At 68.9% G+C, this 20,877-nt stretch carries 19 protein-coding genes; 15 read left to right on the top strand and 4 right to left on the bottom strand.

The features are described from left to right. Positions 1-28 precede the first annotated feature (28 nt). Together AB0L59_RS07960 and AB0L59_RS07955 are read right to left on the bottom strand one after the other, a co-directional pair. A complete protein-coding gene (locus tag AB0L59_RS07960; protein WP_365580963.1) occupies positions 29-337 on the bottom strand; it encodes a PASTA domain-containing protein in 309 nt (102 codons plus the stop codon). Between the two features lie 109 nt (positions 338-446). After that, positions 447-977: a GNAT family N-acetyltransferase gene (locus tag AB0L59_RS07955; protein ID WP_365580605.1), complete on the bottom strand. Its 531-nt coding sequence runs from the start codon at positions 975-977 to the stop codon at positions 447-449. A gap of 98 nt (positions 978-1,075) precedes the next feature. On the opposite strand from AB0L59_RS07955, the gene AB0L59_RS07950 reads away from it, so the two are divergent. Next, positions 1,076-2,368, top strand: a complete 1,293-nt coding sequence (locus tag AB0L59_RS07950; RefSeq protein WP_365580603.1) for a geranylgeranyl reductase family protein — start codon at positions 1,076-1,078, stop codon at positions 2,366-2,368. 90 nt (positions 2,369-2,458) lie between these two features. On the opposite strand, the gene def is transcribed toward AB0L59_RS07950, so the two are convergent. Both def and AB0L59_RS07940 read right to left on the bottom strand, forming a co-directional pair. Continuing rightward, on the bottom strand, positions 2,459-3,085 hold the full coding sequence (gene def, locus AB0L59_RS07945) for a peptide deformylase (protein WP_365580601.1): 627 nt from the start codon (positions 3,083-3,085) through the stop codon (positions 2,459-2,461). A 151-nt stretch (positions 3,086-3,236) separates the two neighbouring features. Beyond that, positions 3,237-4,046 carry a C40 family peptidase gene (locus tag AB0L59_RS07940; protein WP_365580599.1) on the bottom strand — a complete coding sequence of 270 codons (810 nt, stop codon included), beginning with the start codon at positions 4,044-4,046 and terminating at the stop codon, positions 3,237-3,239. A gap of 754 nt (positions 4,047-4,800) precedes the next feature. Between AB0L59_RS07940 and AB0L59_RS07935 the strand changes: the two genes are divergently transcribed. Genes AB0L59_RS07935 through nuoN form a run of 14 tightly spaced genes read left to right on the top strand, consistent with a single transcriptional unit; the run spans position 4,801 to position 20,863 of the window. After that, positions 4,801-5,160, top strand: coding sequence for an NADH-quinone oxidoreductase subunit A (locus AB0L59_RS07935; RefSeq protein ID WP_003992243.1), 360 nt, complete (start codon positions 4,801-4,803; stop codon positions 5,158-5,160). Between the two features lie 13 nt (positions 5,161-5,173). Further along, positions 5,174-5,728, top strand: a complete 555-nt coding sequence (locus tag AB0L59_RS07930; protein ID WP_069779306.1) for an NADH-quinone oxidoreductase subunit B family protein — start codon at positions 5,174-5,176, stop codon at positions 5,726-5,728. Continuing rightward, complete coding sequence (locus AB0L59_RS07925) at positions 5,725-6,495, top strand: NADH-quinone oxidoreductase subunit C (RefSeq protein WP_365580596.1); 771 nt, start codon at positions 5,725-5,727, stop codon at positions 6,493-6,495. Before AB0L59_RS07930 ends, AB0L59_RS07925 begins: the two co-directional genes overlap by 4 nt. Next, a complete protein-coding gene (locus AB0L59_RS07920) occupies positions 6,492-7,814 on the top strand; it encodes an NADH-quinone oxidoreductase subunit D (RefSeq protein WP_365580594.1) in 1,323 nt (440 codons plus the stop codon). The genes AB0L59_RS07925 and AB0L59_RS07920 overlap by 4 nt, the downstream gene beginning before the upstream one ends. Continuing rightward, the gene (nuoE, locus tag AB0L59_RS07915) at positions 7,811-8,677 is read left to right on the top strand and encodes an NADH-quinone oxidoreductase subunit NuoE (RefSeq protein WP_365580591.1); all 867 of its coding nucleotides are present in this window, start codon (positions 7,811-7,813) and stop codon (positions 8,675-8,677) included. Before AB0L59_RS07920 ends, nuoE begins: the two co-directional genes overlap by 4 nt. Beyond that, positions 8,674-10,023: an NADH-quinone oxidoreductase subunit NuoF gene (gene nuoF, locus AB0L59_RS07910; RefSeq protein WP_365580588.1), complete on the top strand. Its 1,350-nt coding sequence runs from the start codon at positions 8,674-8,676 to the stop codon at positions 10,021-10,023. Before nuoE ends, nuoF begins: the two co-directional genes overlap by 4 nt. Further along, positions 10,020-12,548, top strand: coding sequence for an NADH-quinone oxidoreductase subunit G (locus tag AB0L59_RS07905; protein WP_365580586.1), 2,529 nt, complete (start codon positions 10,020-10,022; stop codon positions 12,546-12,548). The genes nuoF and AB0L59_RS07905 overlap by 4 nt, the downstream gene beginning before the upstream one ends. Then, positions 12,545-13,909, top strand: a complete 1,365-nt coding sequence (gene nuoH / locus AB0L59_RS07900) for an NADH-quinone oxidoreductase subunit NuoH (RefSeq protein ID WP_365580583.1) — start codon at positions 12,545-12,547, stop codon at positions 13,907-13,909. Before AB0L59_RS07905 ends, nuoH begins: the two co-directional genes overlap by 4 nt. Then, positions 13,902-14,543 carry an NADH-quinone oxidoreductase subunit NuoI gene (gene nuoI / locus AB0L59_RS07895; protein WP_365580580.1) on the top strand — a complete coding sequence of 214 codons (642 nt, stop codon included), beginning with the start codon at positions 13,902-13,904 and terminating at the stop codon, positions 14,541-14,543. Before nuoH ends, nuoI begins: the two co-directional genes overlap by 8 nt. After that, a complete protein-coding gene (locus AB0L59_RS07890) occupies positions 14,540-15,382 on the top strand; it encodes an NADH-quinone oxidoreductase subunit J (protein WP_365580577.1) in 843 nt (280 codons plus the stop codon). The genes nuoI and AB0L59_RS07890 overlap by 4 nt, the downstream gene beginning before the upstream one ends. Then, complete coding sequence (gene nuoK / locus AB0L59_RS07885) at positions 15,379-15,678, top strand: NADH-quinone oxidoreductase subunit NuoK (RefSeq protein ID WP_023547474.1); 300 nt, start codon at positions 15,379-15,381, stop codon at positions 15,676-15,678. The genes AB0L59_RS07890 and nuoK overlap by 4 nt, the downstream gene beginning before the upstream one ends. A gap of 15 nt (positions 15,679-15,693) precedes the next feature. Continuing rightward, a complete protein-coding gene (gene nuoL, locus AB0L59_RS07880; protein WP_365580574.1) occupies positions 15,694-17,640 on the top strand; it encodes an NADH-quinone oxidoreductase subunit L in 1,947 nt (648 codons plus the stop codon). Positions 17,641-17,645: 5 nt separating this feature from the next. Beyond that, positions 17,646-19,217 (top strand): NADH-quinone oxidoreductase subunit M, encoded by a 1,572-nt coding sequence (locus AB0L59_RS07875; RefSeq protein WP_365580571.1) that lies wholly within the window; start codon positions 17,646-17,648, stop codon positions 19,215-19,217. After that, positions 19,214-20,863: an NADH-quinone oxidoreductase subunit NuoN gene (gene nuoN, locus AB0L59_RS07870; RefSeq protein ID WP_365580568.1), complete on the top strand. Its 1,650-nt coding sequence runs from the start codon at positions 19,214-19,216 to the stop codon at positions 20,861-20,863. The genes AB0L59_RS07875 and nuoN overlap by 4 nt, the downstream gene beginning before the upstream one ends. Positions 20,864-20,877 lie beyond the last annotated feature (14 nt).

Here is a 20,877-nt window from a genome sequence, read left to right as displayed (position 1 = left end):
CCTCCCGCGCACCGGGCCGACGGGGACCTCAGCGGTTGATCATCTCGAAGGCGTCCCCCGGCTCGCCGAGTTCGCGTTGCAGCCCGCCCGTGGGCGGCCGCGGGATGCGTGGCTCGCGCACGCCCCCGCCGCCCTCTCCCTCACCGAAGTCGAACCACACGTACACCATCGAGTCCCGGGGTACCTCGGCGCCGGGCTGCGGGTACTGGCGTACGACGTAGTCGACGACCGCGAGGTGGAAGTCCGGGCGGTCCGGCGCATTGAGGAACAGGCCCTGCGCCCGGGCCGTTTCGCGCGCGTCCACGGCCATCAGTCCGACCAGCCGCGGCACGCGCACTTCGGGTGTTTTGGGTGTTATGCGCACAGATGTCACCCCCAGCGGTACTGGAAGGGTAACTCCCGCGCGTCCCGCCCGGAAGGCGCCGGTACCTTTCTGTAACAGGTGACTACTCTGTGTGAGTAGATGCGTGGTCGAGGCTGAGCCGGAAGCACAGGGCCCGCTCGTCCAGCGTGGGATGCGGGTACGTCTCCGCAGGCTTCATGCCGAGCCGCCGGGTCACCGCGATCGACCGCTCGTTGCCCGGCCGGACCATCGCCACCACCTCGGGTACCCCGGCCGCCCCCACCCGTCGAAGGGTCTCGCGCGCCGCCGCGGTGACATACCCCTTGCCCCAGTGCGCCCGGCCCAGCCGCCAGCCGATCTCCGTCTCGCCGACCGGTCCCCAGGCGGGCCGCCAGGGCTGCGCTCCGGTGAAGCCGATGACCTCCCCGGACTCGCCCAGCACGGTCCACAGGCAGAAGCCGAGCTCGGCGTCGTGTCTGCGCTGCCGCGCGGTGAGTTCCTCGTAGACCGACAGCGCGGCCGGTTTGCCGCCGTAGAACTCCATGACCTCGGGATCGTCGAAGACCCGGTGCCAGGCGATCGCGTCCTCATGGGTGGGGACGCGCAGCCGTACCGTGGGGAGAGGTCGGTTCACAGGGGCAACCCTTCAGCCGGGTGATCAATTCTGCTGAATAGACTGCCCATGTCCAGTGCCGGTCGGCACATTGATTGAGAACTTGGGGAGATCCCGCCGTGACCGTCGTGACCGAGCCCCTCTCCGAGAACACCGCCGATGTGATCGTCGTGGGCGCGGGGCCGGCCGGCTCCACGACCGCCTACCACCTCGCCAAGGCTGGTCTCGACGTGCTGCTCCTGGAGAAGACCGAGTTCCCCCGCGAGAAGGTGTGCGGCGACGGCCTCACCCCGCGCGCGGTCAAGCAGCTCGTCGCCATGGGCATCGACATCTCCGAGGAGGCCGGCTGGCTGCGCAACAAGGGCCTGCGCATCATCGGCGGCGGCTCCCGCCTCCAGCTGGACTGGCCGGATCTCGCCGCCTACCCGAACTACGGACTCGTCCGCAAGCGCGACGACTTCGACGAGCAGCTCGCCCGCAACGCCCAGAAGGCGGGGGCGCGGCTGTACGAGCGCTGCAACGTCTCCGGTCCGGTGATCGACGACCGCACCGGCCGCATCACCGGCGTCACCGCCAAGCTCGGCGAGGAGAAGCGCGAGGTCACCTTCCACGCGCCTTTGGTGGTGGCCGCCGACGGCAACTCCACCCGCCTGTCCCTCGCGATGGGCCTGCACCGCCGTGAGGACCGCCCGATGGGCGTCGCGGTCCGGACGTATTTCGAGAGCCCCCGCCACGACGACGACTACCTGGAGTCCTGGCTGGAGCTGTGGGACCGCCGTGGCCCCCAGGACCGGCTGCTGCCCGGCTACGGCTGGATCTTCGGCATGGGCGACGGCACGTCGAACGTGGGCCTCGGCGTGCTGAACACCTCCGCCTCCTTCAAGGAACTGGACTGGCGCGAGATCCTCAAGGCCTGGTGCGCCTCCATGCCGGAGGACTGGGGCTACACCCCGGAGAACATGACCGGCCCGATCCGTGGAGCCGCGCTTCCGATGGCCTTCAACCGCCAGCCGCACTACACGCGCGGCCTGCTGCTCGTCGGCGACGCCGGCGGCCTGGTGAACCCCTTCAACGGTGAGGGCATCGCCTACGCCATGGAGTCCGGCCAGATCGCCGCCGACGTCATCGTCCAGGCCCACGCGCGGGCCACGCCCGCCCAGCGCGAGATCGCCCTGCAGCGCTACCCGCGCGTCCTCAAGGACACCTACGGCGGCTACTACACCCTCGGCCGCGCCTTCGTGAAGCTCATCGGCAACCCGAAGGTCATGCAGATCGCCGCCCAGCGCGGCCTCACCCACCCGGTGCTGATGAAGTTCACCCTCAAGCTCCTGGCGAACCTCACCGACCCCACGGGCGGCGACGCGATGGACCGCATCATCAACGGCCTGAGCAAGGTGGCCCCGAAGGCTTGAGCCCCTTCTGGGCCCTGGATGTACCCGGGCCCGGTGCGACGACAGTGCGTGCATGGCGTCGCGGGGCGGGCGGGGGTTCGACGACAGGGGCTAGGCCCCGGTCGGCTCCTCGGCCCTGGCGGCCCGGCGGGCGAGCACCTCGTCCCGCCGGTCCGCCATCTGCCGCAGTGCGTCCTTTTTCTCCCGCTTCGAGAGCCGGTCCAGGTAGAGGTACCCGTTGGTGTGGTCGGTCTCGTGGATGAGGCAGCGCGCGAAGTACCCCGTGCCCTCGACGACGACCGGGCTGCCGTCCTTGTCCTGCCCGCTTACGAGGGCCCGGTCCGGCCGCGGTACGGCCATCACAGCACCCGGGACCGACAGGCAGCCCTCTCCCTCGTCCAGCAATCGCCGCCCGATCGTGGGCGTTTCGAGCACCGGATTGACGATGTGTCCGACATGTCGGACACCATCGTCATCAGGGCAGTCGTACACGAACAGCCGCAGATCGACCCCTACCTGATTCGCCGCCAGCCCCGCTCCTTCGGCGACGTACAGGGTGCGGAACATGTCGTCGACGAGTGCGGCGAGGTCGGGCCCGAACTCCGTGACGTCCCGGCACGGCCGGTGCAGGACCTCCTCGCCGACCTCGGTGATCCGGCGCACCGCACCGCGCCCGGCCTCAGGGGCGTGGCGGGGGTAGTGGTCGGCGGGCTTTCCCTGCACGAACACGCGTGGCATCGCGCGGTCTCCTTCGCTCATGGAGCGGACCGCCGGCCGGCGGCCCGCACCGAGCATGTCAGGAGCCCCGCGGTGACGCGCCGGGAACGGCGCAAGGACCGCTGCCCCCGAGCGGCTGCGGTCCTGTGCGCGTGAGAGATGCGAGGTGCGGTCAGAGCACCCGCACGGCACCGGTCGGCGGATCGTACGACAGAGGGTGCTCCCCGACGCCGCTCGACGGGTTCTGCGCGCCGACGAACATACCGTCGCCCACGTACACCGCGACGTGGTAGGCGCTGCCCGCGCCGCCCCAGTACAGGATGTCGCCCGGCTGCAGGTTGCTCAGCGACACCTGGGTGCCGGCCGTGGACTGGTCCTGGGAGACGCGCGGCAGGCTGATGCCCACCTGCTTGAAGGCCGTCTGCACGAGGCCGGAGCAGTCGTACGCCGACGGGCCGGTGGCGCCGGAGACGTACGCCTTGCCGATCTGGGCCTTGACGAAGGCGATGACGGCCGCGGCCGAACCGGTGGCCGTGGAGGTGCTCGTCGAGGTGCTGCCGGAGTCCGTGGCGGCGAGAGTCGTCCGCTCCGCGGTGCGCGAGGCGCGGTCGGCGGCGGCCTTGCGGGCGGCCTCCGCGGCCTTCCTCTTGGCGTCGGCGGCCTTCTGCCTCGCCTCGGCGAGGTCCGCCTTGGCCTGCTTCGCGGCCTTTGCGGCGGCCGCATCACGCTCGGCCTGCAGCTGGTAGTTCGCGGCGGCCTGCTGGGTGGCGTCCGCGGACTGCGCCGCCTGAGCGGCCAGGTCGGCCGTCAGGGTGGGCAGTTCGAGGGTCTGCGTCACCGGCTCGGCAGCGTTCGCCGAGCCCGACGCCCCGGCGACTGCCAGGGTGCTGAGGACGCCACCGGCAACTCCGGCCCGCATCGCGAGGGTCGACGCGCTGCGGCGGGGCTTCCGGTGGCTGCGTATGTGAGCGGTGTGGGACATGGGAACAACCGGTATCAGGGGCTCCTTCATATCTTCAAGAAACGTGTGGTGCGCCACAGTTGCTCAATCGAGACCGAGAATCCCGGGCGTGTCGCTCTTTATTGACGCCGTAACGGACATTGTGGACGTCGGTGATCAAGGGCTTGATCACGGCCTTTGATCATTACGTCCGAATTGCCCCACGCCTACCATCGGTTGAGGTCGTTGGCCAAGCCCGGCTCTCAGGGGCTTCTCATCGATGTGGCGGAGGTCACGGAACGGTCACCTGAAGCGCTGCGTCTCGTGCGCGCCGGGCTCGTGAACGCGTGCACGCACCCGAACCCCCGTCCACATCGCACCTTGGACCTCCCCCTGATGTGTGAACGCGCCCTCCTATCAGGCCCCTGCGTCCAGCGCCAATTTGCATGCAACGGAAGTCTCTTGATATTGAGACGCCCCTTCCGGCCTGCGACGACGAGCGAGAATGTCACTTCTGGTGATCAAGTGAACGCTTCGCGTATGAAGATCACTCATCATCCGACTTCATGATCCTTCGTCAGGTGGTGGAGATCACAAAGCTTGTGCAATACCCCGTGTCGCAGATCACAGAGCGGCGGGCATAAGATGCGAGGCAGTTGGGCTTGTGACCTGCTTCACATGTTCTCGATCTTCGCCCGGGACGAGCGGGACTCGGGGGACCGGTGAGACCGGTGAAGCCGGTGTGAGCCCAGTGAAACCGCCAGCAGTCAGTGCCGACTGAGAGGAGCGAGGAGCGGTGAACGCGTATGCGCCCATCCTCGTACTGGGAGCCCTCGGGGCAGGCTTTGCGATCTTCTCCGTGGTCATGGCCACGCTGATCGGTCCGAAGCGGTACAACCGGGCGAAGCTCGAGGCCTACGAGTGCGGTATCGAGCCGACCCCCACGCCGGCCGGCGGCGGGCGCTTCCCCATCAAGTACTACCTGACGGCGATGCTCTTCATCGTCTTCGACATCGAGATCGTCTTCCTCTACCCCTGGGCCGTCACCTTCGACGCCCTGGGGATTTTCGGGCTCGTGGAGATGCTGCTCTTCGTGCTCACCGTCTTCGTCGCGTACGCGTACGTATGGCGGCGCGGCGGCCTGGAATGGGACTGAGGGGCCTTTGACCATGGGACTCGAAGAAAAGCTGCCGAGCGGCTTCCTACTGACCACCGTCGAGCAGGCCGCGGGCTGGGTGCGCAAGGCGTCCGTCTTCCCCGCCACCTTCGGCCTCGCCTGTTGCGCCTTCGAGATGATGACCACCGGCGCAGGCCGGTACGACCTGGCGCGCTTCGGCATGGAGGTCTTCCGCGGCTCACCGCGCCAGGCGGACCTCATGATCGTCGCCGGCCGGGTCAGCCAGAAGATGGCGCCGGTGCTCAGGCAGGTCTACGACCAGATGCCCAACCCGAAATGGGTGATCTCCATGGGCGTCTGTGCCTCGTCGGGCGGCATGTTCAACAACTACGCGATCGTCCAGGGTGTCGACCACATCGTCCCGGTCGACATCTACCTCCCGGGCTGCCCGCCCCGCCCCGAGATGCTGATGGACGCGATCCTCAAGCTCCACCAGAAGATCCAGTCCTCCAAGCTCGGCGTGAACGCCGAGGAAGCCGCCCGTGAGGCGGAGGAGGCGGCGCTCAAGGCCCTGCCCACGATCGAGATGAAGGGGCTGCTGCGGTGAGCGACGCGAACGGCAACAGCGCGGGCGGCGTGAACGGCTCCGCGAACGGGGTGAACCCCGAGAAGGACCTCTCGGCCTCCAACCTTCCCGGCCAGCGCGGCCAGGGCGGCGAGGAGATCCGCGTCCAGCGCGGCATGTTCGGCGCCAACAACGGCGGCGACACCTCCGGCTACGGCGGACTGGTCCGCTCGGTCCGACTCCCGGGACCGGCGAGCAGGCCCTACGGCGGCTGGTTCGACGAGGTCGCCGACGAACTCGAAGGCGCCCTGGAGGAGCAGGGTCTCCTCCCGGAGAACGCCATCGAGAAGACGGTCGTCGACCGCGGCGAGATCACCTTCCACATCGAACGCGAGTACCTGGCCCGCGTCGCCCGAACCCTGCGCGACGACCCGGCCCTGCGCTTCGAGCTGTGCACCGGCGTCAGCGGCGTCCACTACCCGAACGACAAGGGCCGCGAGCTGCACGCCGTCTACCACCTGCGCTCGATCACCCACAACCGGCTGATCCGCCTCGAAGTCAGCGCCCCCGACAGCGACCCGCACATCCCGTCGCTGGTCCCCGTCTACCCGACGAACGACTGGCACGAGCGCGAGACCTACGACTTCTTCGGAATCGTCTTCGACGGTCACCCGGCCCTGACCCGGATCATCATGCCGGACGACTGGCAGGGCCACCCGCAGCGCAAGGACTACCCCCTCGGCGGCATTCCCGTCGAGTACAAGGGCGCCCAGATCCCGGCTCCGGACCAGCGGAGGTCGTACTCGTGAGCACATCGCAGGCATCCCCGCGCGAGACCACCGAGGGCACCGTCTACACGGTCACCGGTGGCGACTGGGACGAGGTCGTCCAGTCCGCGGTCCGCGCCGACGACGAGCGCATCGTCGTCAACATGGGGCCCCAGCATCCCTCCACCCATGGGGTGCTCCGTCTGATCCTGGAGATCGAGGGCGAGACCGTCACCGAGACCCGCTGCGGTATCGGCTATCTCCACACCGGCATCGAGAAGAACATCGAGTACCGCACGTGGACGCAGGGCAGCACCTTCGTCACGCGCATGGACTACCTGACGTCCTTCTTCAACGAGACCGCCTACTGTCTCGCCGTCGAGAAGCTCCTCGGCATCGAGGACCAGGTCCCCGACCGCGCCACGATCATCCGGGTGCTCCTGATGGAGCTGAACCGGATGTCCTCCCATCTGGTCGCCATCGCCACCGGCGGCATGGAACTGGGCGCCACCACGATCATGATCTACGGCTTCCGTGATCGTGAAATGATTCTCGACCTCTACGAGCTGATCACCGGCCTGCGGATGAACCACGCGTACATCCGCCCCGGAGGCCTCGCCCAGGACCTGCCGCCCGGCGCGGTGGACCAGATCCGCGAGTTCGTCAAGAAGATGTGGAAGAACCTCCCGGAGTACGACAAGCTCGCCACCGGGAACCCCGTCTTCAAGGGCCGCATGCAGGACATCGCCTATCTGGACCTGGCCGGCTGCATGGCCCTCGGTGCGACCGGTCCCATCCTGCGCTCCGCCGGCCTGCCGCACGACCTGCGCAAGTCACAGCCGTACTGCGGCTACGAGACCTACGAGTTCGACGTCCCGACCGCCGACACCTGCGACGCCTACGGCCGCTTCCTGATCCGCCTGGAGGAGATGCGCCAGTCGCTCAGGATCATCGAGCAGTGTCTGGACCGGCTCCAGCCCGGACCGGTCATGGTCGCCGACAAGAAGATCGCCTGGCCCGCCCAGCTCGCCCTGGGACCGGACGGACTCGGCAACTCCCTCGACCACATCAAGAAGATCATGGGCACCTCCATGGAGGCCCTGATCCACCACTTCAAGCTGGTCACCGAGGGCTTCCGCGTCCCGCCGGGACAGGTGTACACGGCCGTCGAGTCGCCCAAGGGCGAACTCGGGGTGCACGCCGTCTCCGACGGCGGCACCCGCCCCTACCGGGTCCACTTCCGCGACCCGTCCTTCGCCAACCTGCAGGCCATCGCGGCGATGTGTGAGGGCGGCCAGGTGGCCGACGTCATCGTCGTCATCGCGTCCATCGACCCCGTCTTGGGAGGCGTCGACCGGTGAACACCTCTTCTACGGAGCGGGGCGTCAGCCTGGGCATGCCCGAACTGCCGGCGCCCGCCTATCCGGACGATGTCCGGGCCCGGCTGGAGGCCGACGCGCGCGACGTCATCGCGCGCTACCCGGACTCCCGGTCCGCCCTGCTCCCGCTGCTCCACCTCGTGCAGTCGGAGGAGGGCCATGTCACGCGCACCGGAATGCGGTTCTGCGCGGACATGCTGAACCTGACCACGGCCGAGGTCACCGCCGTCGCCACCTTCTACACCATGTACCGGCGCAAGCCGTCCGGTGACTACCAGGTCGGCGTGTGCACCAACACGCTGTGCGCGGTGATGGGCGGCGACGCGATCTTCGAGACCCTCCAGGAGCACCTGGGCGTCGGCAACGGCGAGACCACCGACGACGGCAAGGTCACCCTGGAGCACATCGAGTGCAACGCGGCCTGCGACTACGCGCCGGTCGTGATGGTCAACTGGGAGTTCTTCGACAACCAGACGCCCGGCAGCGCCAAGCGCCTGGTCGATGATCTGCGCGCGGGGCGGCCCGTACAGCCCACGCGTGGGGCGCGGCTGTGCACGTTCAAGGACACCGCGCGGATGCTGGCCGGCTTCCCCGACGAGCGGCCCGGGGCCGTCGAGGAGGGCGGCAGTGCGGGACCGGCGTCGCTGGTGGGCCTTCGCCTGGCAAGGGGAGAGGCCGCACCCGCGCGCGTGGTCCATCCGCGCGGAGGTCCACATGAGGAACCGCATGACAGGGTGCACGAGCCGTCACCGGCCGAGCACCTCAGTTCCCATGACGCGCCGCAGGAGACATCGGCCTCCGACCCGTCCCACCCGGCAGGGCCTACCGCCGAGGAGGGGGAGTGATGACTGTGGCAGCCGAACTCAAGGACACGAGCCCCGAGAAGCTGCTCGCACCCGTGCTGTCGGCCTTCTGGGACGAGGACCGGTCCTGGACTCTGGACGTCTACCGGAGGCACGAGGGGTACGAGGGGCTCCGCAAGGCGCTCGCCATGTCACCCGACGACGTGATCGCGTACGTCAAGGACTCCGGGCTGCGCGGCCGCGGCGGCGCGGGATTCCCGACCGGAATGAAGTGGCAGTTCATTCCGCAGGGTGATGGAAAACCGCACTATCTAGTTGTCAACGCCGACGAATCGGAGCCCGGGACCTGCAAGGACATCCCGCTCCTCTTCGCGAACCCGCATAGCCTCATCGAGGGCATGGTGATCGCGTGTTATGCCATCAGGTCGTCGCATGCCTTCATCTATCTGCGTGGTGAAGTCGTCCCCGTTCTGCGGCGGTTGCACGAGGCCGTGCGCGAGGCCTACGCGGCGGGCTACCTCGGCGAGAACATCCTGGGCAGCGGGCTCGACCTCCAGCTCACCGTGCACGCCGGCGCCGGCGCGTACATCTGCGGTGAGGAGACCGCGCTGCTCGACTCGCTCGAAGGCCGCCGTGGTCAACCGCGGCTGCGTCCTCCTTTCCCTGCTGTCGAAGGGCTCTATGCCTGCCCGACTGTTGTGAACAACGTCGAGTCGATCGCATCGGTTCCCGCGATCCTGAAAAACGGGAAAGACTGGTTCAGGTCGATGGGGAGCGAGAAGTCCCCGGGCTTCACGCTCTACTCGCTCAGCGGCCACGTCGCGAGCCCCGGCCAGTACGAGGCGCCGCTCGGCATCACGCTCCGTCAGCTGCTCGACATGAGCGGCGGCATGCGGGCCGGGCACCGCCTGAAGTTCTGGACGCCGGGCGGTTCCTCGACGCCCATGTTCACCGACGAGCACCTCGACGTCCCTCTTGACTACGAGGGAGTGGGTGCCGCGGGTTCCATGCTCGGCACGAAAGCCCTGCAGTGCTTCGACGAGACGACCTGCGTGGTGCGGGCGGTGACGCGCTGGACCGAGTTCTACGCCCACGAGTCCTGCGGCAAGTGCACCCCCTGTCGCGAAGGGACGTACTGGCTGGTGCAGTTGCTGCGGGACATCGAGGCCGGCAAGGGCACCATGTCCGACCTCGACAAGCTCGCCGACATCGCCGACAACATCAACGGCAAGTCCTTCTGCGCCCTCGGTGACGGCGCCGCGTCCCCGATCTTCTCCTCGCTGAAGTACTTCCGCGACGAGTACGAGCAGCACATCACGGGCCGGGGCTGCGCCTTCGACCCGGACAAGTCGACGGCCTGGGCGGACCGCCCGGAGGTGAACGCATGACCGTACAGCAGGCTGACAGCGGCTCCGCCGCGGGCCAGCGCCCCACGGGTGGGGGAAAGGCGGCGGTCCCGCCGGAAGACCTCGTCACGCTGACGATCGACGGCATCGAGATCAGTGTGCCCAAGGGCACCCTGGTCATCCGGGCCGCCGAACAGGTCGGCATCGAGGTCCCCCGGTTCTGCGACCACCCTCTGCTCGACCCCGCCGGCGCCTGCCGGCAGTGCATCGTCGAGGTCGAGGGCCAGCGCAAGCCGATGGCGTCCTGCACCATCACCTGCACCGACGGCATGGTGGTGAAGACCCACCTCACCTCGCCGGTCGCCGAGAAGGCCCAGCACGGTGTGATGGAGCTGCTGCTCATCAACCACCCGCTGGACTGCCCCGTCTGCGACAAGGGCGGCGAGTGCCCGCTGCAGAACCAGGCCATGTCGCACGGCAACGCCGAGTCCCGCTTCGAGGGCAAGAAGCGCACCTACGAAAAGCCCGTACCGATCTCCACGCAGGTGCTGCTGGATCGCGAACGGTGCGTGCTGTGCGCGCGCTGCACCCGGTTCTCCAACCAGATCGCGGGCGACCCGATGATCGAACTGATCGAGCGGGGCGCGCTCCAGCAGGTCGGCACCGGCGAGGGCGACCCGTTCGAGTCGTACTTCTCCGGCAACACCATCCAGATCTGCCCGGTCGGCGCGCTCACCTCGGCGGCCTACCGCTTCCGCTCCCGCCCCTTCGACCTGGTCTCCTCCCCGTCGGTGTGCGAGCACTGCTCCGGCGGCTGCGCCACCCGCACCGACCACCGGCGCGGCAAGGTGATGCGGCGGCTCGCCGCCAACGACCCCGAGGTCAACGAGGAGTGGATCTGCGACAAGGGACGCTTCGCGTTCCGGTACGCGCAGACGAAGGACCGCCTCGACACCCCGCTCGTCCGGAGCGCCGACGGCGTCCTGGAACCCGCCTCCTGGCCGGAGGCGCTGGACGCGGCCGCGCGCGGGCTGAGCGCCGCACGCTCCCGGGCCGGCGTCCTCATCGGCGGCCGGCTGACCGTCGAGGACGCCTACGCGTACAGCAAGTTCGCGCGGGTGGCGCTCGACACGAACGACATCGACTTCCGCGCGCGCGTGCACAGCGGAGAGGAGACCGACTTCCTGGCCTCCTACGTGGCCGGCCGCGGCCGCGACCTCGACGGTACGGGCGTCACGTACACCTCCCTGGAGATGGCGCCCGCCGTCCTGCTCGCCGGCTTCGAATCGGAGGAGGAGGCCCCCGGCGTCTTCCTGCGGCTGCGCAAGGCCTGGCGCAAGCGCAAGCAGAGGGTGTTCGCGCTGGCCACGCACGCGACCCGGGGTCTTGAGAAGGCGGGCGGCACCCTGCTGCCGGCCGCGCCGGGCACCGAGACCGAGTGGCTGGACGCCCTGGCGAGCGGCGTCGGCCTGGAGGAGGCCGGCGCACGCGCCGCCGAGGCCCTGCGCACCGAGGGCGCGGTCATCGTCGTCGGCGAGCGGCTCGCCTCGGTCGCCGGCGGCCTCACCGCCGCCGTACGCGCCGCCACCGCGACGGGCGCCCAGCTGGTGTGGATCCCGCGCCGGGCCGGTGAGCGCGGTGCCGTGGAGGTGGGTGCACTCCCGTCGCTGCTGCCGGGCGGCCGCCCGGCGACCGACCCCCGCGCGCGGGAGGAGGTCGCCGCCGCCTGGGGGCTCGCCGAACTCCCGCTGCGCTACGGCCGCGACACCCACCACATCGTCGAGGCCGCCGCCACCGGCGAACTGTCGGCACTCGTGGTCGCCGGCGTCGAGGTCGGCGACCTGCCCGACCCGGCACGCGCGCGTGAAGCACTCGACAACGTCGGCTTCCTCGTGTCTCTGGAGCTGCGGCCCAGCGAGGTCACCGAACGCGCCGACGTCGTCCTGCCGGTCGCCGCCGTCGCCGAGAAGGCGGGCACCTTCCTCAACTGGGAAGGCAGGGTGCGCTTCTTCGACGCCGCCCTCAAACCCGAGCAGATGACCCGCCGCCTGGCACCCACCGACGCGCGCGTGCTCCAGATGCTCGCCGACGCCATGGACGTCCACCTGGGCCTCCCGGATCTGCGCACCACACGCGCGGAGATCGACCGGCTCGGCCCCTGGGACGGCCCGCGCGCCGGCGAGCCCCAGGAGACCGCGGGTGTGCTGCCGCGCCCGGCCGCCGGCGAGGCCGTCCTCGCCGGACACCGGCTGCTGCTCGACCAGGGCGTCCTGCAGGAGGGCGACGAGGCGCTCGCCGGAACCCGGCACGCCGCACGCGCGCGTGTGTCGGCCGCGACGGCCGCCGAGGCGGGTGTCGCGGACGGTGACGTCCTCGTCGTCACCGGGCCGTCCGGCACCACCGAGCTCCCGCTGCAGGTCACGCAGATGCCCGATCGGGTGGTCTGGCTCCCGCTGAACTCCGCCGGCGCTGGCGTCGCCTCCGACACCGGGGCACAGCCCGGCTCCCTCGTCCGCATCGGCCCGGCGGCACTCGCCGAAGAGGCCCCCAAGGAGGTGGAGGCATGAGCCCGTACCTCGCCGTTGAAGACCTCTCGATGTTCGGCCGCGACCCCTGGTGGCTGGTCGTCATCAAGGCGGTGTTCTGTTTCGCCTTCCTGATGGTGACCGTGCTCGTCTCCATCGTCATGGAGCGCAAGGTCATCGCCTGGATGCAGCTGCGCGTCGGCCCCAACCGGCACGGCCCCTGGGGCATGCTCCAGTCGCTCGCCGACGGTGTGAAGCTGATGCTCAAGGAAGACATCATCGTCAAGCGCGCGGACACCGTGGTGTACATCCTCGCGCCGATCGTCGCGGCCATCCCGGCCTTCATGGCGATCGCGGTGATCCCCTTCGGGCCGGCCGACAACGAGGTCTCGATCTTCGGCCATCGCACCACGATGCAGCTCACCGACCTCCCGATCGCGATGCTCTACATCCTCGCGGTCGCCTCCGTCGGCATCTACGGCATCGTCCTCGCGGGTTGGAGTTCCGGATCCACCTACCCGCTCCTCGGCGGTCTGCGTTCCTGCGCGCAGATGATCTCCTACGAGATCGCCATGGGCGCCGCGTTCGCCTCCGTGTTCCTCTACTCGGGGTCGATGTCGACGTCCACCATCGTGGCGCAGCAGCACGACCGCTGGTACATCCTGCTCCTGCCGGTCTCGTTCATCCTGTACGTCGTCACGATGGTCGGCGAGACCAACCGCGCCCCCTTCGACATGCCGGAGTCCGAGGGCGACCTGGTCGGCGGCTTCAACACCGAGTACTCGTCCATCAAGTTCGCGATGTTCATGCTCGCCGAGTACGTCAACATGGTGACGGTCTCGGCCGTGTCGACCACGCTCTTCCTGGGCGGCTGGCGGGCTCCTTGGCCGATCAGCACCGTCTGGGCGGGCGTCAACCACGGCTGGTGGCCGATGCTCTGGTTCGTGGCCAAGGTCGTGCTGCTGCTGTTCGTCTTCGTCTGGCTGCGCGCCACGCTCCCGCGTGTCCGCTACGACCAGCTGATGAAGCTCGGCTGGAAGGTCCTCATCCCGGTCTCCGTGACCTGGCTGATGCTGGTGGCGACCGTACGGGCCCTGCGCAACGAGCACTACGACTTCGCCGACATCGCGCTCTACGTCGGCGGCGCGGTCCTCGCCCTGCTGCTGATCTCCTTCGTCGCCGACATGTTCCGCGAGAAGGCCAAGGAGGCCGAGCAGCCCGCCGCCGAGCAGGCCGGATTCGACCCGATGGCGGGCGGATTCCCCGTGCCGCCGCTGCCGGGACAGGAGCTGCCGCCGGTGCCGAGGCGCCGCCCGCGCCGCGAGCGGGAGCTGATTGTCAGTGGCGGGACGGACACTGTCAGTGACGGATCTACGGATGGAAAGGAGGCGTCCGATGGCTGAGGAGCCCAAGGAGACCAAGCCCGGTTTCCAGAACCCCGTAGCCGGCTTCGGCGTGACCTTCAAGGCCATGTTCAAGAAGCGGCTGACCGAGCAGTACCCGGAGCAGAAGAAGACGACGGCCCCGCGGTTCCACGGACGGCACCAGCTCAACCGCCATCCGGACGGCCTGGAGAAGTGCATCGGCTGTGAGCTGTGCGCCTGGGCCTGCCCCGCCGACGCCATCTATGTGGAGGGCGCCGACAACACCGACGAGGAGCGCTACTCGCCGGGCGAGCGATACGGCCGCGTCTACCAGATCAACTACGCCCGCTGCATCCTGTGCGGCCTGTGCATCGAGGCCTGCCCCACGCGCGCGCTGACGATGACCAACGAGTTCGAACTGGCCGACTCCAGCCGCGCCAACCTCATCTACACCAAGGAACAGCTCCTCGCCGGCCTCGAAGAAGGCATGGTCGACACGCCCCACGCGATCTTCCCGGGGACGGACGAACAGGACTACTACCGGGGCTTGGTGACCCAGGCCGCGCCCGGCACGGTCCGCCAGGTCGCCGTCTCCAAAGGCGAGGTCCCGCAGGAGGGCGCGTCCACCTTCGGCGAGGAGGAGCCGGCCTCGGAGAAGGTGATCGGCCGATGACCGCACAGCTCGCCGCCTACACCACCTCCACCGGTGAGGCCTTCCAGTTCTGGGTCCTCGGCACCGTCGCGGTGATCGGCGCCCTGTGCACCGTCTTCATGAAGAAGGCCGTGCACAGCGCGCTCTGTCTCGCCGGGACCATGCTCGTCCTGGCGGTGTTCTACCTCGCCAACGGCGCCTACTTCCTGGGCATCGTGCAGATCGTCGTCTACACCGGCGCGATCATGATGCTCTTCCTGTTCGTGGTCATGCTCGTCGGCGTCACGGCCGCGGACTCCCTGAAGGAGACCATCAAGGGCCAGCGCTGGCTGGCCCTTCTGTGTGGGATCGGCTTCGGCGTCCTGCTGCTCGCGGGCATCGGGAACGCCTCCCTGAAGGAGTTCACCGGCACCGGCCAGGCGAACGCGAACGGCAATGTGGAGGGCCTCGCCTCCCTCATCTTCACCAAGTACGTCTTCGCCTTCGAAATCACCGGCGCCCTGCTGATCACCGCCGCCGTCGGCGCCATGGTGCTGACCCACCGCGAGCGCACCGAGCGCGCCAAGACCCAGCGCGAGCTGTCCGAACAGCGCGTCCGCGCGGGCACGCACGTGCCGCCGCTGCCCGCCCCCGGTGTCTACGCCCGCCACAACGCGGTCGACATCGCGGGCCTGCTCCCCGACGGCACGCCCTCCGAGCTGACCGTCAACAAGACGCTGCGGGAACGTGGCCAGATCCGTGACGTGTCGGCGGAAGCGCTGAACGACCTGCGGGTGCTGGAGCAGCGTGCGAAGGAACGCCTGGAGCGCACGGCGATCGAACCGGCGACGTTCAAGCGGCCCGAGGAGGCGTCGAAGTGAACCCGGTCAACTATCTCTACCTCGCCGCCCTGTTGTTCACGATCGGCGCGACCGGCGTGCTGATCCGGCGTAACGCCATCGTGGTCTTCATGTGCATCGAGCTGATGCTGAACGCCTGCAACCTCGCGTTCGTCACCTTCTCCCGGATGCACGGCAACCTCGACGGCCAGATCATCGCCTTCTTCACGATGGTCGTCGCCGCCGCGGAGGTCGTGGTGGGCCTCGCGATCATCGTGTCGCTGTTCCGTACCCGCCACTCGGCTTCGGTCGACGACGCCAGCCTGATGAAGCTGTAAGGGGTCGGAAGAATCGTGGAGAACCTGATCGCGCTGCTCATCGCGGCGCCCCTGCTCGGAGCGGCCGTCCTCCTGGTCGGCGGTCGGCGCCTGGACCGCGTCGGCCACTGGCTCGGCACGCTGCTCTCGTCCGTCTCCTTCGTCATCGGTCTCGTCCTCTTCGCCGATCTGCTGGGCAAGGGCGCTGATCACCGGACCTTGACGCAACACCTGTTCAGCTGGGTCCCGGTGGCCGGCTTCCAGGCGGACGTCACCTTCCGCCTGGACCAGCTGTCGATGACGTTCGTCCTGCTCATCACGGGCGTCGGCTCACTGATCCATCTGTACTCGGTCGGGTACATGGAGCACGACGAGCGGCGCCGCCGCTTCTTCGGCTACCTGAACCTGTTCCTCGCGGCGATGCTGCTGCTCGTCCTCGCCGACAACTACCTGCTGCTGTACGTCGGCTGGGAGGGCGTCGGCCTCGCCTCGTACCTGCTGATCGGCTTCTGGCAGCACAAACCGAGCGCCGCGACGGCCGCGAAGAAGGCCTTCCTGGTCAACCGCGTCGGCGACATGGGCCTGTCGATCGCGATCATGCTGATGTTCACCACCTTCGGCACCTTCGCCTTCGGCCCGGTCCTCAGCCACACCGGCGGCGCCTCCGAGGGCAAGCTCACGGCCATCGGCCTGATGCTGCTCCTCGCCGCCTGCGGCAAGTCGGCCCAGGTGCCGCTGCAGTCCTGGCTCGGTGACGCCATGGAGGGCCCGACCCCGGTCTCGGCCCTGATCCACGCGGCGACGATGGTGACCGCGGGCGTCTACCTGATCGTCCGCTCCGGCGCCGTCTTCAACGCCGCCCCCGACGCGCAGCTCGCGGTCACGGTGGTCGGCGCGGTCACGCTCCTCTTCGGTGCGATCGTCGGTTGCGCGAAGGACGACATCAAGAAGGCGCTGGCCGGCTCGACCATGTCGCAGATCGGCTACATGGTCCTGGCGGCGGGCCTCGGCCCCATCGGCTATGTCTTCGCGATCATGCATCTGGTGACGCACGGCTTCTTCAAGGCCGGGCTGTTCCTCGGTGCCGGCTCGGTCATGCACGGCATGAACGACGAGGTCGACATGCGCAAGTACGGCGGCCTGCGCAAGTACATGCCGGTCACCTTCATCACCTTCGGCCTCGGCTACCTCGCCATCATCGGCTTCCCGGGCCTGTCCGGCTTCTTCTCCAAGGACAAGATCATCGAGGCGGCCTTCGCGAAGGGCGGCACCGAGGGCTGGATCCTCGGCGGCGCGGCCCTCCTGGGCGCGGCCATCACCGCCTTCTACATGACGCGCGTGATGCTGATGACGTTCTTCGGAGAGGAGCGCTGGAGGAACCAACCCACTCGCTCGCCGGAGGCGCCGAGCGCGGAGCCCGCGGCGGAGCACCGTGGTGAGCACGTCGAACCGCACCCGCACGAGTCCCCGAAGGTCATGACGATCCCGATGATCGTGCTGGCCGTCGGCTCGGTCTTCGGCGGCTTCTTCTTCAACCTCGGCGACCGCTTCCTGCACTGGCTGGAGCCGGTCACCGGGCACAGCGAGGGCAACTCCCCGGTCAGCGCGTGGACGGTCACCGGGGCGACCATGGTCTGCCTGGTCATCGGCGTCGGCATCGCCTGGGCCCAGTACGGCCGGAAGCCCGTCCCGGCCGTCGCCCCGCGCGGCTCGCTGCTGACCCGCGCGGCCCGCCGCGACCTGCTCCAGGACGACTTCAACCACGTCGTCCTGGTGCGCGGCGGCGAGCACCTGACGCGCTCCCTGGTCTACGTCGACCACACCCTGGTCGACGGCGTCGTCAACGGCACGGCGGCCGGCTTCGGCGGCCTGTCCGGTCGGCTGCGCCGGCTCCAGAACGGCTTCGCCCGCTCCTACGCGGTCTCGATGTTCGGCGGTGCGGCGCTCCTGGTCGCCGCGACCCTGCTGATGAGGGCGGTCTGATACCGATGTCCTTTCCTCTGCTGACAGCGACGGCGGCGCTCCCGGCCGTGGGGGCCGTCGCCACGGCCGCCGTACCGGCCGCCCGGCGCACCGCCGCAAAGTGGCTGGCACTGGTCGTCTCGCTCGCCACGCTCGCCCTGGCGGTGACGATCCTGGTCCGCTTCGACCCGAGCGGCGCCCGCTACCAGCTCACCGAATCCCACGCCTGGATCAAGGACTTCGGGGTGCGGTACGAGCTGGGCGTCGACGGCATCGCGGTGGCGCTGATCGCGCTGACCGCCGTACTGATCCCGTTCATCATCCTCGCCGGCTGGAACGACGCCGACCCGCTGGAGACCGGCAGCCGCCGCTGGCGCCCCACCCAGGGCTTCTTCGCGCTGATCCTGGCCGTCGAGGCGATGGTCGTCATCTCCTTCGAGGCGACCGACGTCTTCCTCTTCTACATCTTCTTCGAAGCCATGCTCATCCCGATGTACTTCCTCATCGGCGGCTTCGGGGACCGCGCCCACGCGCAGGGCGAGGAGGCTGCCTCGACCCAGCGGTCGTACGCGGCGGTCAAGTTCCTGCTCTACAACCTGGTCGGCGGTCTGATCATGCTGGCCGCGGTGATCGGCCTCTACGTGGTCGCCGGGAACTTCAGCCTTCAGGAGATCGCGCAGGCCCGCGCGAACGGCTCGCTGCACATGGCGACGAGCACCGAACGCTGGCTGTTCCTCGGCTTCTTCTTCGCGTTCGCGGTGAAGGCGCCGCTGTGGCCGCTGCACACCTGGCTGCCCAACGCCATGCAGGAGTCCACCGCCCCGGTCGCCGTCCTCATCACGGCGGTCGTCGACAAGGTGGGCACCTTCGCGATGCTCCGCTTCTGCCTCCAGCTGTTCCCGGAGGCCAGCAAGTGGGCGACGCCCGTCATCCTCGTCCTGGCCCTCATCAGCATCGTCTACGGCGCGCTGCTGGCCGTCGGCCAGCGGGACATGAAACGCCTGGTCGCCTACGCCTCGATCTCGCACTTCGGGTTCATCGTCATGGGCATCTTCGCGATGACCAGCCAGGGCCAGTCCGGTGCGACGCTCTACATGGTCAACCACGGCATCTCCACGGCCGCCCTGATGCTGGTCGCCGGCTTCCTGATCTCCAGGCGCGGCTCGCGGCTCATCGGCGACTACGGAGGCGTGCAGAAGGTCGCCCCGGTGCTCGCCGGCACCTTCCTGATCGGCGGCCTCGCCACCCTCTCCCTGCCCGGACTCGCCCCGTTCGTGAGCGAGTTCCTGGTCCTGGTCGGCACGTTCACGCGCTACCCGGTGATCGGCATCATCGCCACCTTCGGCATCGTCCTCGCCGCGCTGTACGTCCTCGTCCTGTACCAGCGGACGATGACCGGGCCGGTGAAGCCCGCGGTGTCGGCGATGCCTGACCTCCGCGTACGTGAACTCGTCGTCGTCGCCCCGCTGATCGTGCTGCTGATCTTCCTGGGCGTCTATCCGAAGCCCGTCACGGACATCGTCAACCCGGCGGTCAAGCAGACCATGTCCGACGTCCACAAGACCGACCCCAAGCCCTCGGTGGAGGCGGCCAAGTGAGCACAACAGCCGTCCACAGCCTGTGGACAACCGCGGCCGACCCGATCTCGAAGATCCCGGCACCCAAGATCGAATACGGACAATTGTCACCGACGCTGATCGTCGTCGGTGCGGCACTGGTCGGGGTGCTCATCGAGGCGTTCGTCCCGCGCAAGTCCCGCTACTACGCCCAGGTGTTCGTGTCCGTCGTCGCGCTGTGCGCCGCGTTCGCCGCAGTGGTCGCGCTGGCGGCCGACGGCTACGGCACCACCAAGGCGCACATCGCGGCCATGGGCGCCATCGCGGTCGACGGACCGTCCTTGTTCCTGCAGGGCACCATCCTGCTGGCGGGCCTCGTCGGCCTGTTCACCTTCGCCGAGCGGCGCCTGGACCCGGCCGCACACGGCAACCGCGTCGACTCCTTCGCCGCGCAGGCCGCCTCCGTACCGGGCAGCGACAGCGAGCAGGCCGCGGTGAAGGCGGGCTTCACCACCACCGAGGCCTTTCCGCTGCTGCTCTTCGCCATCGCCGGCATGCTGGTGTTCCCCTCGGCCAACGACCTGCTGACGCTGTTCGTGGCGCTGGAGGTCTTCTCCCTGCCGCTGTACCTGCTGTGCGCGCTGGCCCGCCGCAAGCGGCTGATGTCGCAGGAAGCCGCGGTCAAGTACTTCCTGCTCGGCGCGTTCGCCTCCGCCTTCACGCTGTTCGGCATCGCCCTGCTGTACGGCTACGCGGGCTCGGTGTCGTACGCACGCATCGCCCAGGTCGTCGACGGCACCGTCACCAACGTCGACCCGGCCCTGGCCAACACCATGGGCAACGACGCGCTGCTGCTGCTCGGCAGCGCGCTGATCGTGATGGGCCTGCTGTTCAAGGTGGGCGCGGTGCCGTTCCACATGTGGACGCCGGATGTCTACCAGGGCGCGCCGACGCCCGTGACCGGCTTCATGGCGGCGGCGACGAAGGTGGCCGCGTTCGGCGCGCTGCTGCGCCTGCTGTACGTCGTCCTGCCCGGGATGCGCTGGGACTGGCGGCCGGTCATGTGGGCGGTGGCGATCATCACCATGCTCGGCGGTGCGATCGTCGCGATCACGCAGACTGACATCAAGCGCCTGCTGGCGTACTCATCCATCGCGCACGCGGGATTCATCCTCGCGGGTGTCATCGCCACGTCGAAGGACGGCGTCTCGTCGGTCCTCTTCTATCTGGCCGGCTACTCCTTCGTGACGATCGGCGCCTTCGCGGTGGTCACGCTGGTGCGCGACGCGGGCGGCGAGGCGACCCACCTGTCGAAGTGGGCGGGCCTCGGCCGCCGCTCCCCGCTGGTGGCGGCGGTCTTCGCCGTGTTCCTCCTGGCCTTCGCCGGCATCCCGCTGACCTCCGGCTTCGCCGGGAAGTTCGCCGTGTTCAAGGCGGCGGCGGACGGTGGCGCGGCCCCGCTGGTCGTGGTCGGTGTGATCTCCTCGGCGATCGCCGCGTTCTTCTACATCCGCGTGATCGTGCTGATGTTCTTCAGCGAGCCGAGGCCGGAGGGCCCGACCGTGGCCGTCCCGTCCCCCCTCACCACGACGGCGATCGCCATGGGCGTCGCGGTGACGCTGGTCCTCGGTGTGGCCCCGCAGTACTTCCTGGACCTGGCGAGCCAGGCGGGAGTGTTCGTGCGCTGACGCTCACCTCGTAC

The sequence above is a fragment of the Streptomyces sp. NPDC052109 genome (genome assembly GCF_040680195.1).
Taxonomy (GTDB): Bacteria; Actinomycetota; Actinomycetes; order Streptomycetales; family Streptomycetaceae; genus Streptomyces.
This window is presented reverse-complemented; position numbering and strand designations above follow the sequence as displayed.